This is a genomic window from Pseudoduganella chitinolytica, assembly GCF_029028125.1.
GTDB classification, from domain to species: Bacteria; Pseudomonadota; Gammaproteobacteria; order Burkholderiales; family Burkholderiaceae_D; genus Rugamonas; species Rugamonas chitinolytica.
The window spans coordinates 1,053,133-1,069,482 of record NZ_CP119083.1 but is presented as its reverse complement, the minus strand read 5'-3'; the positions used below and the strand labels follow the sequence as shown (position 1 = coordinate 1,069,482).

14 protein-coding genes and 1 pseudogene are annotated in these 16,350 nt (G+C 65.4%); 9 read left to right on the top strand and 6 right to left on the bottom strand.

Going from position 1 to position 16,350, the window contains the following annotated elements; genetic code table 11:
• Positions 1–28 precede the first annotated feature (28 nt).
• A complete protein-coding gene (locus PX653_RS04750; RefSeq protein ID WP_277416767.1) occupies positions 29–418 on the bottom strand; it encodes a Rid family hydrolase in 390 nt (129 codons plus the stop codon).
• 112 nt (positions 419–530) lie between these two features.
• Here PX653_RS04750 and PX653_RS04745 point away from each other — a divergent pair, with 112 nt between their 5' ends.
• Genes PX653_RS04745 through PX653_RS28195 form a run of 3 tightly spaced genes read left to right on the top strand, consistent with a single transcriptional unit; the run spans position 531 to position 3,693 of the window.
• On the top strand, positions 531–1,454 hold the full coding sequence (locus PX653_RS04745; protein ID WP_277416766.1) for a LysR family transcriptional regulator: 924 nt from the start codon (positions 531–533) through the stop codon (positions 1,452–1,454).
• A 41-nt stretch (positions 1,455–1,495) separates the two neighbouring features.
• A complete protein-coding gene (locus PX653_RS04740) occupies positions 1,496–1,993 on the top strand; it encodes a hypothetical protein (protein ID WP_277416765.1) in 498 nt (165 codons plus the stop codon).
• Positions 1,994–1,995: 2 nt separating this feature from the next.
• A complete protein-coding gene (locus PX653_RS28195; protein ID WP_307731067.1) occupies positions 1,996–3,693 on the top strand; it encodes a sensor histidine kinase in 1,698 nt (565 codons plus the stop codon).
• Between the two features lie 383 nt (positions 3,694–4,076).
• Here PX653_RS28195 and PX653_RS04730 read toward each other — a convergent pair whose 3' ends face one another.
• Both PX653_RS04730 and PX653_RS04725 read right to left on the bottom strand, forming a co-directional pair.
• The gene (locus PX653_RS04730) at positions 4,077–4,979 is read right to left on the bottom strand and encodes an ADP-ribosylglycohydrolase family protein (RefSeq protein ID WP_277418516.1); all 903 of its coding nucleotides are present in this window, start codon (positions 4,977–4,979) and stop codon (positions 4,077–4,079) included.
• A 106-nt stretch (positions 4,980–5,085) separates the two neighbouring features.
• The gene (locus tag PX653_RS04725) at positions 5,086–5,862 is read right to left on the bottom strand and encodes an SDR family oxidoreductase (RefSeq protein WP_277416764.1); all 777 of its coding nucleotides are present in this window, start codon (positions 5,860–5,862) and stop codon (positions 5,086–5,088) included.
• 241 nt (positions 5,863–6,103) lie between these two features.
• Here PX653_RS04725 and PX653_RS04720 point away from each other — a divergent pair, with 241 nt between their 5' ends.
• The 5 genes from PX653_RS04720 to PX653_RS04700 all read left to right on the top strand — a co-directional run bounded on the left by PX653_RS04720 (position 6,104) and on the right by PX653_RS04700 (position 11,626).
• Positions 6,104–7,732, top strand: coding sequence for an electron transfer flavoprotein-ubiquinone oxidoreductase (locus tag PX653_RS04720; protein WP_371876461.1), 1,629 nt, complete (start codon positions 6,104–6,106; stop codon positions 7,730–7,732).
• A 186-nt stretch (positions 7,733–7,918) separates the two neighbouring features.
• Positions 7,919–8,818, top strand: a complete 900-nt coding sequence (locus tag PX653_RS04715) for a flagellin N-terminal helical domain-containing protein (RefSeq protein WP_277416762.1) — start codon at positions 7,919–7,921, stop codon at positions 8,816–8,818.
• A 95-nt stretch (positions 8,819–8,913) separates the two neighbouring features.
• Complete coding sequence (locus tag PX653_RS04710; protein ID WP_277416761.1) at positions 8,914–9,879, top strand: hypothetical protein; 966 nt, start codon at positions 8,914–8,916, stop codon at positions 9,877–9,879.
• Positions 9,880–10,057: 178 nt separating this feature from the next.
• Entirely contained in the window at positions 10,058–10,549 is a 492-nt protein-coding gene (locus PX653_RS04705) for a hypothetical protein (RefSeq protein ID WP_277416760.1), read from the top strand.
• Positions 10,550–10,672: 123 nt separating this feature from the next.
• The gene (locus PX653_RS04700; RefSeq protein WP_277416759.1) at positions 10,673–11,626 is read left to right on the top strand and encodes a hypothetical protein; all 954 of its coding nucleotides are present in this window, start codon (positions 10,673–10,675) and stop codon (positions 11,624–11,626) included.
• 71 nt (positions 11,627–11,697) lie between these two features.
• Here the strand turns inward: PX653_RS04700 and PX653_RS04695 are convergent, their stop codons facing one another.
• The 3 genes and pseudogenes from PX653_RS04695 to PX653_RS04685 form a co-directional block, all read right to left on the bottom strand.
• Positions 11,698–12,741 carry a formylglycine-generating enzyme family protein gene (locus PX653_RS04695; protein WP_277416758.1) on the bottom strand — a complete coding sequence of 348 codons (1,044 nt, stop codon included), beginning with the start codon at positions 12,739–12,741 and terminating at the stop codon, positions 11,698–11,700.
• Positions 12,742–12,830: 89 nt separating this feature from the next.
• Positions 12,831–14,036, bottom strand: coding sequence for a helix-turn-helix domain-containing protein (locus tag PX653_RS04690; protein WP_277416757.1), 1,206 nt, complete (start codon positions 14,034–14,036; stop codon positions 12,831–12,833).
• A 153-nt stretch (positions 14,037–14,189) separates the two neighbouring features.
• Positions 14,190–15,170: pseudogene (locus PX653_RS04685) on the bottom strand (FHIPEP family type III secretion protein); the annotation flags it as partial.
• A 478-nt stretch (positions 15,171–15,648) separates the two neighbouring features.
• Between PX653_RS04685 and PX653_RS04680 the strand changes: the two are divergent.
• Complete coding sequence (locus PX653_RS04680; RefSeq protein WP_277416756.1) at positions 15,649–16,260, top strand: hypothetical protein; 612 nt, start codon at positions 15,649–15,651, stop codon at positions 16,258–16,260.
• Positions 16,261–16,350: the final 90 nt, after the last annotated feature.

Sequence of the window (16,350 nt, the reverse complement as noted above, 5' to 3'; positions counted from 1 at the left end):
CCATCCGTGCAAAGCCACTGCCGCGAATTCAACCCGGCAGCTGCGCCACCACCTTGATCTCGAAGTCGAAGCCATACAGCCAGGTGACGCCGACGGCCGTCACCGTGGGGTAAGGCGCCTCGCCCCAGAACGCCTGCGCGACCACCCAGATGCGTTCGAAGCGCTCTTCCGGATCGACGATGAAGACGGTCACGTCCACCACGTCGGCAAAGGTGCAGCCGGCCGCCGCCAGCACGGCGTTCAGGTTCGCGAACGCACGCCGCACCTGGGCATCCAGCTCCGGTTCCGGCGAGCCGTCCTCGCGGCTGCCCACCTGGCCGGAGACGAAGAGCAGGCCGCCAGCCCGCACCGCCGGCGAATAGCGGTTGCGTTCATACAGGGCCTGGCGACCCGCCGGGAAAACGACGTCACGTGTCATGCTGTTGCTCCTCTTTGTTTGGTTGACACAAACTGTAGCCGGTCCCTCCGCGGGCATAAACGGGCAAGCTTGCGCAAGACTGTTTGTATAATCCAAACAAACGGGAGATCGAATGGACCGGTTCCATGCCATGCAGGCCTTTGTCCGCGTCGTCGAGACGGGCAGTTTCACCAAGGCGGCCGCCACGCTGCACCTGAGCCGCACGACGGTGACGCAGCTCGTGCAGCAGCTGGAGGCACGCCTGCGCGTGCAGCTGCTGCATCGCACCACGCGCAAGGTCAACGTCACGGCCGACGGTGCCGCGTATTACGAGCAGGTAGTGCGGCTGCTGGCCGGGCTGGAAGCGCTGGAAAGCGGCCTGCCTGGCGCCGCCACCGCTCCGCGCGGCACGTTGCGCGTGGACGTACCGAGCCCGCTGGCGACGCTGGTGCTGATGCCCGCGCTGCCGGCCTTCCATGCGCGCTATCCGGACATCGAACTGGAGCTGGGCGCCAGCGACCGCAAGGTGGACCCGATCGGCGACGGCGTCGATTGCGTCGTGCGGGGCGGCGCCGTGACGGACAATGCACTCAAGGCACGCCGCCTGGCGGACCTGCGCCTGGGCGTCTACGCCGCCCCCGCCTACCTGGCCCGTGCCGGCGTTCCGGCGCATCCGGACGAGCTGGCGGACCGGCGCCATCGCATCATCGCCTACCGCTGGTCCACGCCGGACGGCCATGCGCCCTACGCCATGCGGCGTGGCGGTGAGGAGGCCCGGGTCCACGGGCGCTACGCGGTGCGCACCGACGACGGCAACGCCTACCTGGCGGCAGGCCTGGCCGGCCTTGGCGTGCTGTGGCTGCCCGATTACATGGCCCGGCCGCACGCCGCCTCGGGCGCGCTGCTGCCCCTGTTCGCCGGCTGGGACGTCGATCCGATGCCGCTGTATGTCGCCTATCCCGCCACGCGCCACGTCAGCCGCCGGCTGCGGGTCTTCATCGACTGGATCGTCGAACTGCTGGGCGAACCCGGCCCCGTGACCGCTGCGCGGCAATAGGCTATAGTGACAGTTGACATTTGGTAATCATCCACCTGCCCGTGACCTTACTCCGCCTCCTGCGCCGCGCGGTCATCCTGCTCTGGCTGCTGGTCTCGCTGCCTGCCCGCGCCGCGCCCGCGCCGCTGCCGGTCGACTACACGCACACGGCCTGGGGCAGCCTGCAGGGCGCTCCCGTCGACGTGCTGAAATTCGCCCAGGGCGCGGACGGCTGGCTGTGGATCGCCACCGCCACGGGCCTGTACCGCTACGACGGCGTGCGCTTCGAACGCACCGACAGCGTACACGGGCACCCGCTCTACTCCACCAATGTCCTTGGCCTGCTGGCCGCGCGCGACGGCGCCTTGTGGGTGGGCTACCGGCTGGGCGGCGCCACCGTGCTCCGGCCGGCGTGCGCGGGCTCGATCCGCAAGCCCTGCTGCAGGCCGACGACGGCGCACTGTGGGCATCGTTCTCCGGCGGCGGCCTGTTCCGCCTGCGGGACGGGCGCTGGACACGGGACGGCGGCCTGGCCGGGTTTCCGTCCGCGCTGGCGCTGACGATGGCGCGCGGCGCCGACGGCGCGATCTGGATGGGTCATGCCCGCAACCAGGTCAGCCTGGTCGGGCGCGACGAGCGAGTCCATCGCCTCGACGCGCGCCACGGCCTGCACGTGGGCACCGTGCTGGCCCTGTATCCGGATGGCGCCGGCATGTGGGCCGGCGGCGAGGCCGGCACGGCGCTGTACCGCGACGGCGGCTTCCTTCCCCTGCGCGGCGCAGGCGGCGAGCCGTTCCGGGGCGTGTCGGGCATCGTCCGGCTGGCCGGCGGCGACCTGTGGCTGCACGGTGCGGACGGCATCTACCGGATCGCGGCAGATGCGTTGGCCCGCTGGCTGCGCGCGCCGTCGGATCCCGTCGCTTTCGAGCGCTTCGGCGCCCTCGACGGCCTGCGCGGCCACGCTTCGCAACTGCGGCCGCTGCCATCGCTCGTGGTGGCGCCGGATGGCCTGCTGTGGTTTGCCACCGGCAGCGCGGTCGCCCTGCTCGACCCGGTCAATATCCCGCGCAACCGGCTGGCGCCGCCGGTGCTGATCCGCGCCGTTACCGCTGCGGGCCGCGCTTATCCGGCTGGCGCCGCGGTGACCCTGCCGCAAGGGAGCGACAGCGTGCAGGTGGCCTTCACGGCGCTGTCGCTGGCGATGCCGGAGCGGGTCCGGCTGCGCTACCGGCTCGAGGGCGTCGACCATGGCTGGCAGGAAGCCGTGGGCCGGCGCGAGGCGTTCTACACCAACCTGGCGCCGGGCACGTACCGCTTCCACGTCACGGCCGCCAACGAGGACGGCTTGTGGAACGACGCGGGCGCCGTCCTCGACCTGCATATCCCGCCCACCTTCGTGCAGACGCCATGGTTCATCGTGCTGCTGGTACTTGCCGCAGGCGCGCTGCTGTTCGGCGCTTATGTGCTGCGCATGCGGCACGTGACGCGCCGCCTGGCAGAGCGCCTGCAGGAACGCATGCACGAACGCCTGGCCGAGCGCTCGCGCATCGCCCGCTCGCTGCACGACACGCTGCTGCAGGCCGTGCAGGGCCTGATCATGTCATTCCACGCGCACGTGCGCCAGCTGCCGGCTGGCTCGCGCGAGCGCGCCCGCCTCGACCTGGCGCTGGACCGCGCCGACCGCCTGCTGGCCGAGGGCCGCGACCAGATCATGGACCTGCGTGCCAGCGCGCCGCCGGCCGACCTGGCCGAAGCGCTGCGCGAGTTTGCCGACGGCCTGGCCGAACCGGGCACGCATGCGTTCGAGATGGTAGTGACGGGCACGCGCCAGCCGCTGCAGGCCCACGTCAGCGAGGAGATCCAGGCGATCGCCCGCGAGGCGCTGTGCAACGCCGCCCGTTACGCCCAGGCCGGGCACATCGTGCTGGAAGTGGACTACGGCGCCGCCGCCTTCACGCTGCGGGTGCGCGACGACGGCCGCGGCCTCGACGCCGCCGTGGCGCAGGCCGGCAGCCGGCCGGGCCACTGGGGCCTGGTCGGCATGCGCGAACGGGCCGCCGGCATCGGCGCCAGCCTGCGCATGGCCAGCGGCCCGGGCCAGGGCACCGCGCTGGAGGTGACGCTGGCGGCAGCGCTGGCGTACGAAGTCGCCGAACCGCGGCAGCACACCAAATCGGGGACAGCCTCCGATATCACCGATAGCACGGCCGGGCGCGAATCGGGGACAGCCTCCGATAGCACCAGCCGCGGCAGCCGGTAACCCAGGGCAACGGGATTCGGAGGCTGTTCCCCACTCCCTGATTGAAACCAGGGTCAGGCCCTAATGCCGCTAAGTTAAGAGATTCTGATATCCGTACAACAGCCTCAAGGCTTGGGGTCTGTCCCGTTTTTTGGGCGGTCCGGCGATCCGGCTGACCCCGGTTTTTCTCGCGGAAGTTCATGCTTCTGCGATTAAAACCAGGGTCAGTCCCCTGCGGGGCGATACGGCGGCCCGGCAGACCCTAACCCCGCGACCGTGCGCTTAACTTAGCGGCATTAGGGTCAGGCCCCTACGGGGCAGACCCTGTTGATCCGCTTGCGCCCCAGCCGCCAATTGGAGGCTGTCCCCAATATCACAATGTCAATCGGAGGCTGTCCCCAATATCAGGCTGCCCGCTCCGACAGGAGCCGGTCCGCCAGCAGCAAGATCTCGTCCCGCAATGCCAGTTGCGCCACCCAATGGCCGGGAATCTGCCCGATCCCATAATAGGCGCCCGCCAGCTGGCCGCAGATCGCCGCAGTGGTATCGGCATCGTCGCCCAGGTTCACGGCGCGCAGCACGGCCGCCGCGTAAGTGTCGGTGTGCGCGAAGCACCACAGCGCCGCCTCGAGCGACTCGACACAATAACCGCTGCCCTTGATGGCGCCGACCGGCTTGTCAAGGTAGGCGCCAGCCGCAAGCGCCGCGACCTTTGCACTCAACGGTTCCGGGCATGGCGGCGCCAGCACCTCGTGCTTCGGCCGTCCCAGCAAGGCGGCTTGCACCTGCAGGGCAAACAGGCGCGAGCAGTCGATGGCCTCCGCCGCGCCATGCGTCGTGCGCGTGCTCTCGCCGGCAAAGCGCCAGACGGCCGCCTGGTCGGCAGCGTAGAACATCGGCACCGGCGCCAGCCGCATCAATGCCCCGTTGCCTGCGCTGGCCGGGTCCGGCGAGCCGGCAAACGGGTTCTTGTCGGCGAGGTAACGACGCAGCGCACCCGCCGTCGCGTTGCCGATGTCGAAGCAATCGCCCGTACTGCTCAGGTAACCGTACTGGTACCAGTTGCAGTAGCGGTTCATCTGGTCGATCGCATCGAAACCTTGCCGATACAGCAGGCTGTGGGCAAGGCACAGCGCCATCGACGTGTCGTCGGTCCATTGGCCCGGCTGCAGCCCGAAGGGGCCGCCGCCCGTCATGTCCGTCACCTCGGCAAACGTGCCGCGCGGCGCGAATTCCACGCTCGTGCCGAGGGCGTCGCCGCAGGCCAGGCCGGCCAACGCGCCACGATAGCGCTCCTGCGCAGTGATCAAGACATTCTCCAATTGCAAGCTGCGCGCGGCGCCAGAGGCGCTCGTTCCGCTCCACGCCGCCCATCTACGATCCACGGCCCCTGCGGGCGCCCGTCACCGGATTTCACTGCGCCGTCATCCCATCGTCGGCCGAAATCACGGCGCCGTTGATGAAATGCGCCTCCTCGCCGGCCAGCAGCAGCATCAGGCCATCGAGGTCCTCCGGCTTGCCGGGGCGCTTGCGCGGCAGCAGGTCGATCAGGCGCTGCCCTTGTTCGCTGGCGAAATAGTCCTCGTTGATTTCCGTCGAGATGTAGCCCGGGCAGATCGCATTGGTATTGATGCCGTACTTGCCCCACTCCACCGCCATGGCCTTCGTCATGTGGATGATGCCCGCCTTGCTCATGCAGTAGACGCCGATCTGCGGCAGCACGCGCAGCCCGGCCACCGAGGCGATGTTGATGATGCGGTGCTGCTTCTTCGGGTCGCCCTTGGCCCGCGCGATCATGCGCTTGGCCGTTTCCTGAGCCACGAAGAAGGCGCCGCGCAGGTTGGTGTCCATGATGAAGCTGTAGTCTTCCGGCGTGACGTCGACCAGGCGCTGCGTCGTCGAGACGCCCGAGTTGTTGACGAGGATGTCGATCGGGCCGGCCTCCGTCTCGGCGTGGGCGATGGCGGACTTGATGCTGGCGTAGTCCGTCACGTCCAGCGCCACCACGTGGGCCGCGCCGCCGTCCGCCTCGATCTCCGCGCGCAGCTCCTTGAGCCGCTCGGTGCGGCGCGATGCCAGCACCACCTGTGCGCCGGCGCTGGCAAGCACCTTGGCGAAGCGCGCGCCCAGTCCCGACGACGCGCCCGTGACCAGCGCGATCTTGCCTTCAAAATTGACTTCGATGCCCACGACTGCTCCTTGTTGTTCGTTGTCACGGCGCGTGCCCGCGCATTCTTCGCTCAGTGTCCGCGTAGTGTCCGCGTAGTGTCCAATATCTTACACAATCAACCGTATTAGACGGGAACATCTAATACAATGCCGTTGCATTTGCGCGGGAAAAGAAGCACACTCGTGCTAATTTCTACGTTTCACCTTCAAAACTACAATTCATATGACAAATCTCGTTGAACAGTACGGCCCGCGCGAAGCGATGGAGTATGACGTCGTGATCGTCGGCGGCGGCCCGGCCGGCCTGTCGGCAGCCATTCGCATCAAGCAACTGGCCCAGGAGAAGGGCCAGGAGATTTCTGTTGTCGTACTGGAGAAAGGCGGCGAGCTGGGCGCCCATATCCTGTCCGGCGCCGTCATGGATCCGCGCGCGCTGACCGAGCTGATTCCCAACTGGAAAGAGCTGGGCGCGCCGTTGAATACCGAGGTCACGGAAGACCGCGTGCTGTTCCTGACCGAGACCAAAGCCTACAAGACGCCGAACTTCATGATCCCGAAGTGCCTGGAAAACCATGGCAACTACGTGATCTCGCTCGGCAATGTCGTGCGCTGGCTGGGCCAGCAGGCCGAAGCGCTGGGTGTCGAGATCTTCCCCGGCTTCCCCGCCGCCGAGATCCTGTACAACGAGGACGGCTCCGTCAAGGGCGTCGCCACCGGCAATATGGGCGTCAAGCGCGACGGCGAGCCGGGCCCCGACTTCCAGCTGGGCATGGAACTGCATGGCAAGTACACGCTGTTCGCCGAGGGCTCGCGCGGCCACCTGGGCAAGCAGCTGATGGCCAAGTACGACCTGAACAAGGGCAAGGACCCGCAGGCGTACGGCATCGGCATCAAGGAACTGTGGGAAATCGATCCCGCCAAGCACCAGCCCGGTCTCGTCATCCACACGTCCGGCTGGCCGCTGGCGCATGACACCTACGGCGGCTCGTTCCTGTACCACATGGAAAACAACCAGGTCGTCGTCGGCTACGTCGTCGGCCTGAACTACCAGAACCCGTACCTGTCGCCGTACGAGGAATTCCAGCGCTACAAGACGCACCCGGAAATCCGCCAGTTCTTCGAAGGCGGCAAGCGCATCTCGTATGGCGCCCGCGCCATCACGGCCGGCGGCCTGCAGTCGCTGCCGAAGCTGGTATTCCCGGGCGGCGCACTGATCGGCTGCGACGCCGGCTTCCTCAACATGAGCCGCATCAAGGGCAGCCATGCCGCCATCAAGTCGGGCATGCTGGCCGCCGAGGCCCTCGTGGCCGCGCTGGGCGAGAGCCGCCAGTTCGACGAGCTGACGGCCTACCCGGTCGCGTTCGAGCAGTCCTGGCTGCACGAGGAACTGCACGTGGCGCGCAACGTCAAGCAGTACCTGAACAAAGGCCTGATCTACGGCTCCATCATGACGGGCATCGACCAGATCGTGTTCCGCGGCAAGGCGCCCTGGACCCTGCACCACAGCGAGCCGGATCATGCCTGCCTGAAGCCGGCGGCGAACTACCAGCCGATCGTCTACCCGAAGCCGGACGGCAAGCTGACGTTCGACAAGCTGTCGTCCGTGTTCATCTCCAACACGAACCACGCGGAAGACCAGCCGGTCCACCTGACGCTGAAGAACCCGTCGGTCCCGGTGGATGTCAACCTGGCGAAGTACGCAGGCCCGGAGCAGCGCTACTGCCCGGCTGGCGTGTACGAGTTCGTCAAGAACGACGACGGCGCCGAGCGCCTGCAGATCAACGCCCAGAACTGCGTCCACTGCAAGACGTGCGATATCAAGGACCCGACCCAGAACATCGTCTGGGTGACGCCGGAAGGCGGCGGCGGTCCGAACTATCCGAATATGTGATATCGGTTCGGTAGCAATCCGACAACGGCGCCCGGGCCCAGCCCCGGGCGCTTTTTTTTCACCCGCAAAAAAAACTGAAATAATTTCCGCGCGGCACTTAATGTCCGTTCCAGGGCGGTCGTCTTGTACTCATGAGAGCGCAGAAAGCTGCTCTAAATCGAACCCCTTAGAACCGGAGTAACCAACATGCTGAGCCTTCACACCAACAACGCCGCCCTGTCCGCACAGAACTCGCTGACCCGCACGCAGAGCACCCTGTCGACGTCGATGACCCGCCTGTCGACCGGCTACCGTATCAACTCCGCCATGGACGACGCTGCTGGCCTGCAGATCGCGACCCGCCTGAAGACCCAGACGAGCGGCATGCAAGTGGCAATGCGCAACACGCAGAACTCGATCTCGCTGATGCAAACCGCCGAAGGCGCGCTGGATGAGACGACCAACATCCTGAACCGCATGAAGGATCTGGCAACGCAAGCTGCCGACGGTTCCTCGACCAAGGATGACCAGTCCGCGATGCAGGCCGAGTTCGACTCGCTGTCGAACGAACTGGGCAACATCATGACGAACACCAAGTTCGGCGGCACCAACCTGCTGACGGACACGACCGGCAAGCTGTCGACCACGATCACGTTCCAGATCGGTTCCGACAAGGACGAAAAAATGACGGCCGACTTCTCGGTCGAAATGACCGCCGTGCACGCCAAGATCAAGCTGGCCGCCACGCAGTACGACGGCGCCGCCGGCACGGCTGCTGCATCCGCCGGTACGGAAATCTCCGGTGCGGACGCCGCCACCGGCGCGACCAACGCCAACGCGACGATCAAGACGCTGTCCGACGCGATCGACTCCGTGGGCACGATGCGCTCGAAGCTGGGTGCTGTCTCGAACCGCCTGGATCACGTCTACAACAACCTGTCGAGCATCTCGACCAACACGAAGAACGCCTCCGGCCGCATCATGGACGTCGACTTCGCGACGGAATCGGCCAACATGACGTCGAACCAGATGCTGCTGCAAGCCGGCACCGCGATGCTGAAGCAGTCCAACAGCCAGTCCTCGCTGGTCCTGTCCCTGCTGCAATAATCCTGATGGCCGGACCCGCGATCGGGTCCGCCCCAGCCGGAGCCAACCGCCAGCGCGGTTGGCTTTTTTTTATCCCTGCATGGTAAGCTGTTTGTATGGCAATAGACCGACTCGCGCCTACCGCGCCGACCGTCACCGAACGGATACTCCGCGACCCCACGGGCCAGCAGCCGCGCCCCTTCGTGCCGCCGCCGCTTACGGGCGAGGCGCCGGCCGGAGCGCCGTTCGCGCTCGACCCGGGCCTGCCCGCGGCCGTGGGTGCCGCGCTGGACGCGATGGACGGTCGCCTGCTCGCCAGTGCCGCACCGGCCGCGCTGGCCGGCAAGATGGCGCTGGAAGGCCTGCTGGCCGACACGGGCGCGATGCAGCCGAACCAGCTGTTCGCGGCGCGCCAGCTGGTCTGGCAGACGCCCGACACGTCGGTACTGGCGGCATCCTGGATGGTCATGGTGCGCAACTACGCCGAGCAGCGTGCGGCCCTGCAGCAGCAGGCCGAAGGCCGGCGCCTGCCATCGGGCCTGTTCCAGTCGGACCAGGCGGCCACGGTACTGCAGGGCGGCCGCGTGCCCTCGCACGTGGTGGCCGAGACGGAGGCGTGGAAATTCGCCGTGTACGCGTGGGGCGCCGAAAAGCTCGTGCTGCGGGTGGTGACGCGCGCGCTGGAGGACGACGAATCCGAGCGCCGTGCGCGGCGTCCCGCAGCGCCCCGGCTCGCCTTGCGCCTGGAAGTGTTCCTGGGGGACCTGGGCAAGGTTGTCGTGCAGATGGAACCGATCGTGGGCGGCGTGCTGCTGGAGATCGGTGCAGCCCAGCAGGCGGCGATGCAGCACATGCGCACGCTGCTGCCGCAGATCGCGCAACTGGCGAACCGCAGCGGCATCACCATCGCGCGCGCCCACCTGATGCGCGAACTGGCGCCTGTCGGCGGCAACCAGCCGAGCGGACGGCAAGTCGACCAGCTGACGCCCGCCCTGTTCCGCACGATGGCCGAGGTGGCGGTGCTGCTGTCGCAGCCGCTGCCGGCGGATGAGTTGTTTTTCGAGCCGGGCGCGGGACGGTAGCGCCCACGGCGCGCCAGCGCGCATTCCCATTTCTGTCCCGCTGAGCCTGGCGCGTCCTTTGCGCCAGGTTTCGTTTATCGATGCTATCGTGTCTTTTTCACGATAGCTCATCACCATGCTGCGACCGCTCGTCATTGCCGCCGTGCTTGGCGTTGCCTCTCTGCCTGCATACCCTTGCATGTTCATTTCGAACTACCGGCCGTTCGCCCCGGCGGTGCCCGAGACATTCGACTGGGACCGCGCCCCCGTCAACACGAACCTTGCGCCGCCTGTCGTGAGCGTGCAGCGTATCGACCGGGCACCGCTGGCGCCGGCCGATCCTTTCTTGCGAACGGACTCATGCATCCAGGGACAGGTCATGCTGAGCGTACAGCTGCAAAACGGCACCGCGGCGGATCTTGCGCAGACGGGATTTCGTTTTGTGCAGTCCGATGACGCGTTCATGTTCATCGAGCCCGAACCCCACCGCGGCAAGATCGAGGGCAATGCAATGCTGTTCGACTTCAGCATCTTCGAAAATCCCACGCAAGCAAGCCAAGCACGCGAGACGCTGTTGACTGTGTACGCCGTTAACGCCCGGCAGGAGCGGGGCCCGGCGGTCAGCATACGCATCCATGCGTCCCCCCGTCAGGAGGATGAGGCGCTCGCTCTCACGTCGAGCGCGCGGTGAGCCGCGCTTTGCCTCACACCGCGGTTGGTTGGAGACAGGACCGCGGCGCGCTCGCATTGCCATGCTCCCGTAGTAAGATAAGATGAGCGGCACCTGCCCGTTACCAGGTCGTCCGGAACACCGATGAAATTCACCCTGCTGCCCGCCATGGCCCTGTGCCTGGTTCCCCTGTGGCGCCCCGCCGTCGCCGCGCCGGCAGCGGACACCACGGCCCCGCTGGCCTCCTGCGACCCCGCCATCGTACGAGGCGCCATCGACAGCGCGCTGCGCGATCCCGCCATGCCCTCGTATCCGGTCGTGCTGTTCCAGCTGGCGCAGGCTGCCCGCACCACAGGCGACAAGGAGCAGGCGGCATTCCTGTACCTGGCCGCGCGGCTGCGCTCGGCCCGGCAACTGGCGCTGGAGCCGGGCGAGATCGGCGCGGCGATGGGCGCCATGCAGATGGTGGTCGCGCCCCTGGTCATGCCGGCCCTGGCCGCCGACCCGGCCGTGACGCGTCGGGTAGTGGAACGGCTGCAGGCATGGGACAAGGCCACGCCGGACCCGTTCCGCGAACGCGCCGCGCGCGCCGGCGCCGATGCGCAGGCGAAAATGGCGCAGGTCGAGGCGGACATCGCCACGGGCCTCGGCCGCCTCCCCGACCAGGTCGCCGGGGAGGCGGCCATGCGCGCCAGATCCGCCGCGGCCGATGCAGACGTCGACCGCAAGCTGGCCGAAGAGCACACGCGCCGCTGCGCCCCGGGCGCCGTCAGCGAGGCCAGCGCGCGGGCGCGCATCGAGACCGAAGCACACAAAGTCGTCGCGGCACATCCCCTGGTGCGCAAGCACGCCAGCGGCGGCGTGCGCCCGGTGACCACCGCCGCCACCGAAGTGCGCCGCGGCGAGCTGCCGACCCGCATGTCGCTGACCGTCACGCCCGTCCAGGGCCGGCCGTTCCATGCCGAGGTGCTGATCGAGACCACCAGGCAAGGCGAAACCGTCAATGCCACGCTGCTGTGCCTGACGAACCAGTGGCTGGGCCAGCGCCAGGCGCTGCGCGACGTGTGCGCCAGCGATCCGGAGGCGATCCTGCCGTAGCGATTGCTGGCGGCCGGCATCCGCCTGTTGGCGGCGGCCTGCCGAACGGCCGCCACGCTGCCGACGGTCGACTATTTCGGGCTGGCCTTGGCCCCGCCCCGGCTGATGCGTTCCGCGTGTTGCGCGCTGGCGAGGCCTGCCTCGAATGCACTTTGCTGCGCCGCCTTTGCGTCACGGCTCTTTTGCTTCGGCTCGCCCTCGATCGTTTCAGCGATACGGAACCCTTCGCCAAGGCTGCTGCGGTTGTCCAGGCCGGCGTGTCCGCGATAGGTCGGGCTGGCACCGACCGCGCCATTGTTGTAGCCGCCGCCGCGGTGGATCGCCATCGCACCGCCGTGAAACGCCGCGCACGCACTCGTCCACGCGCTGCCGTCGGCGGGAGCGCCTTCGTAGGTCAAATGCTGGCAGTCCTCGACAAATTCGCCCACATTGCCAAGCATGTCGTGCAGCCCGAAAGCATTGGGCGCATACATGCCCACCACCGACGTCAATCCCGCCCCGTCATCGCAGTTCACTTCGTCCCTGGATTTACCCGTCAGGCGCGTGATGGCAGCCTTGCCGCTGCGGTCGAACACATTGGCATACTTGCAAAGCGCCGCGGGATCGTTGCCAAACGGATAGCGCGCGTTGCTGCCCGCGCGGGCGGCGTATTCCCATTCCGCTTCGCTCGGCAAGCGATATTGTTTGCCCGTTTGCCGGGACAGCCATTGCACGTAAGCATGGGCATCGTTCCAGCTCACGCACATGACCGGATGATAATCGGTGGGCGCATTGACAGGCGAATCCCAAGCCACCGGCCCCGCTTCCATACCCCAATCATTGGCCGCAAGTTTCCAGCAATCGCCGGCAGCCCGGTAGCCTGTCGCCTCGACGAATTGGCGAAACTGCTTGACCGTCGTTTCGTATTTGGACAGGCGGAACGATTTTATTTTAACTGCGTGCACCGGCTCGGAGGTCGGATAATTGTCGTCCTTGGGATTATCAAGGCTGCCCATCAAGAATTGGCCGCCTTTGATTGTCACCATCGGTGGGGTAATCACGTTATCGCCAGCCAGCGCCGGCCCGCTGCTCGCAGCCAGCGCCGCCAGCGAAAAAGCGAGGAAGATGTTTTTCATGAAGAAATGTCGTCAGGATGGAAAACCCTGCACGGCCGATAGTGGGCCGCAGCGCGGGGCGATAGCTGCCTTTGGTCAGACAGCCGGCCTTAAGTGTGCTCCGACACGCTCGCGGCGACGCCCTGGCCGATCGGCACGGACGTCCCGCGCTGCAGCCGGCGCCAGCTGGAAGGCGCCAAGCCGTTGATTTTTTTGAAAGAATTGTTAAACGTGGACTTGCTGTTGAAGCCAGCCGCGAACGCGAGGTCCAGCAGTGTACGCCCGTCGTTGGCACGATCGCGCATCAGTCGCTGGACCTCGGCGACGCGCAGGCCATTGATGTAATCAAAAAAACTCGTCGCGAGAATATCGTTGAGATACTGCGACAGCAATTGGGGCGATGTCCCGATGCATTCAGCGAGATCGACCAGTTTGATATCAGAATCGAGATAACCGCGCTCATGCTCCTCCCAGCGCCGCATACGCTCGCCGATCAACTGCCCGGCCGCTTCCGTCATGCCGGAGCGTGCATATTTCTGTTCCACCACCGGATCGATATCGGCGCAAGAGAATTCGTCAGCCGGCGTTTTCACCTCGATGACCGCCGGCCGGGCGGCTTGATCGATTCCGTCCGCCTTGCCCGCGGCGATGGGCGTCATGAATACGGCCCCCTGGCGCAAGCCGAACCAGCCGACAAAATACAGGACGAGCAATCGCCCGAGAATCAGCAGTAGTGTCCAGACTCCCCCGATCAAATTGGATGGTATCCACAAGATCAGCAGCGCAATAAAGCACACACTGAGCCAAGAGAGCCACTGCAGATCGCGCCGCTCGACCGACGAATAACGCTCGCGCAATCTCGTCCGGTACTGGCCGAGCCGGTACAGCGCTGCCACGGCGTAGCATCCAGCCAGCAGCTGGAAACCCAGCAGCAGCATGCCGAACAACGGCAGCGAACCACCAAACAGCAGGCCGAGCAAGTCAGGGCCAGAGTGGAAGGCACGGCCGTATGCCAGGGCGCCAACGAGCAACGCGAGAGGCAGGAAGTGCCACTGCTGCTGGCGAGCGTTACCGAGGCCGGTCAGGCTGCGCACGTAGCAGTAGAAGAACGCACCCACCGCGGCAAGCGGCCAGTCGAACAAGCCGAACAGTTGCGGCAGCCGGGCGTAGATGGGAAAGGCCAGGGACAGCAGCGAGACCGACAGGATGAACAGGCCCAGCCAGCCGTTCGCGGGGCGGTTGCGCATCATTGCCAGCAGTGGAAAAGCCAGGAACAGCCCCAGCAATCCCGTGGCGAATTCGATGCTGGCGATCATGCAATCGCCTGATCAGCGTCGGGAAACATCATTCGAAGTCGGCAGTGTTGATAGAGGCCGCAAGCATAGCGCGTTTGCAATCGATGCAACAAGCCTGTGGACCTGGCTACGATATCCGGGCCATCTCAGTCTGACCCCAGTTCTTCGCGGCCCTCACCCCACCGTCCCGATAATCGACACCTCCCGGTTCTCGGGCACCTCGTTATACGACAACATATGCAACCCCGGCGCAAACAGCCTTGCATAGCGCGCCAGCAGCGGCCGGATCTGCGGCAGCACGAGCAGGATCGGCGGCGTGGCCGCCTGCTTCATCTGTTCGCGGGCCACCGGCATGTTGACCTGCAGCTGGGCCAGCAGGTGCGGGTCGATCGGGTAGTTGTCCAGTACGATCTTGCCGCTGGCCCGCGCCTGGTTCAGGGAGCCCAGCAGCATGTTTTCCAGCTCGCCGCCCAGGTTGAAGGCCAGCATTTCCTTCTTCTGGCCGAACAGGCTGTTGACGATCTGCCGCCGCAGCGCGCAGCGCACCTCGGCCGCCAGCAGGATCGGGTCCTTGGTCGTCTCCGAGCTGTCCAGCAAGGTGGTGGCGATCGGCACGATGTCCTTCAGCGACACGTTCTCCGCCAGCAGCACGCGGAACACGCGCAAGAGCTGCGTGTGCGTCATGGCCTTGTCCAGCGCGGAGCCCAGCTTCGGCGCCAGCGCCGTCAGGCGCTCCATCAGCGCGGCTACGTCGTCGTGGCGGAACAGCTCGGGCAGGTATTCGCGGATCAGCTTCGAGACGTGGGTGGCGATCGCGCTGGGGGCTTCGACGACCTGGTAGCCCATGCCCAGCGCCTGCGCCTTGTCGGCCGGGTCGATCCACACCACCGGCATGCCGTACGCCGGCTCGACGCCGGGGATGCCGTCCACTTGCCCGTACATGTTCGGCGACGGGATCGCCATCAGCCGGTCCGGGAACACCTCGGCGTGGGCGACGGCGGCGCCGCCCAGCACCACGGAGTACTGCGAGGGTTTGAGGCCCAGGTCGTCGCGCACGCCGATCGGCGGCAGCACCATGCCCATGCCTTCAGACAGGCTCTGGCGCACGCCGCGGATGCGTTTCGTCAGCACCTCGCCCTGCGCCTTGTCGATGACCTTGCCATAGCTCGCAAAACGCCGATGTTTGTGTGTACATCTGCCGCGGTAGCTGTGTTGATCAAGCCACGCTCGATTTGATCTTGACCAATGAGATGCCAGCTACTTCCTTACCAACTCAGCAAACTGCCTACGATGCATCACAAGTAGCGCCCCCCGGCCGCCAATTTTTACTGATGCCGGACATGCTGGGGCAAACCCTACAATTCCGGGAGGCGTTTCGGGCGCTATTGCCCATGAGCGGGCAACGGGTTTACCGACTGGTGGAAAATTCCATACTGCAAAAGGCATTGCCATCAGAGACCGTCTCAAAAAGATACTAAAACAATCTGACGCAGCATATAATCTGACTGCATGCCAAAAATCCCAGCTTCATGCGCTAGCTGATCCATATATAGAGCGCATTAACACGGCGCTAACGGTAACACCAAAATATAACGCAAAATTAAATTCGTAACCGGATAGGCTAAGCACAAAAATGCACACTATATCGTTATCAGAAATTCGCCATATTGAATATGAGGAAGAAGGCCTGGGAGAGTACCGCTGGACTCATCCGCAGAATATTTCCGGCTATGACCTATCACATGCTCGCACCTTGGCAGCTCAGCGCGACCTGGGCGGAACAGCCGGTGCAGACTCTAGCGAGGATGACTTTGAAGACACGCCGGATACGCTCATCACGGATTATTTAGCGAGGTGCCTGGAGCTACGAAACTCCTACATAAAAACTGGCACAACTATTCCTGACCAATTGGCTGTCACGCCTTTGCAGTACATAGATGCGCTCCTCTATTTAATTACTGCGTTAGGATCCTCATACGCCTGTCATATTCTCGGCGCGACGCATTTCCATGACGATACCTTCTTGACGCCGCGCGACGCAAAGCCCTTACTCGAACGGTTGAAAAGCGCGTTGCGAACGTCTGAAGACAAGCGTGCTTGGGCTCTCATACGTGATCTGGCACTCGAGATTTTCCATCTTGGGTATCCGTGGACCTCAGCGGCCCCACGGTTTAATGACGTGTTAACAAAAGAGGAAAACCAATTTCTGCAAGACCTGTTACGGGCGTCTCCCAGCAGCAACTAATGGCCACCTGCCATACGCGGGCCGCCGACAAAGCTGGTCTCATCATCAGCGGGACTAGGAACATGCGCGCTCGCATCGGCCCGTCGGAGA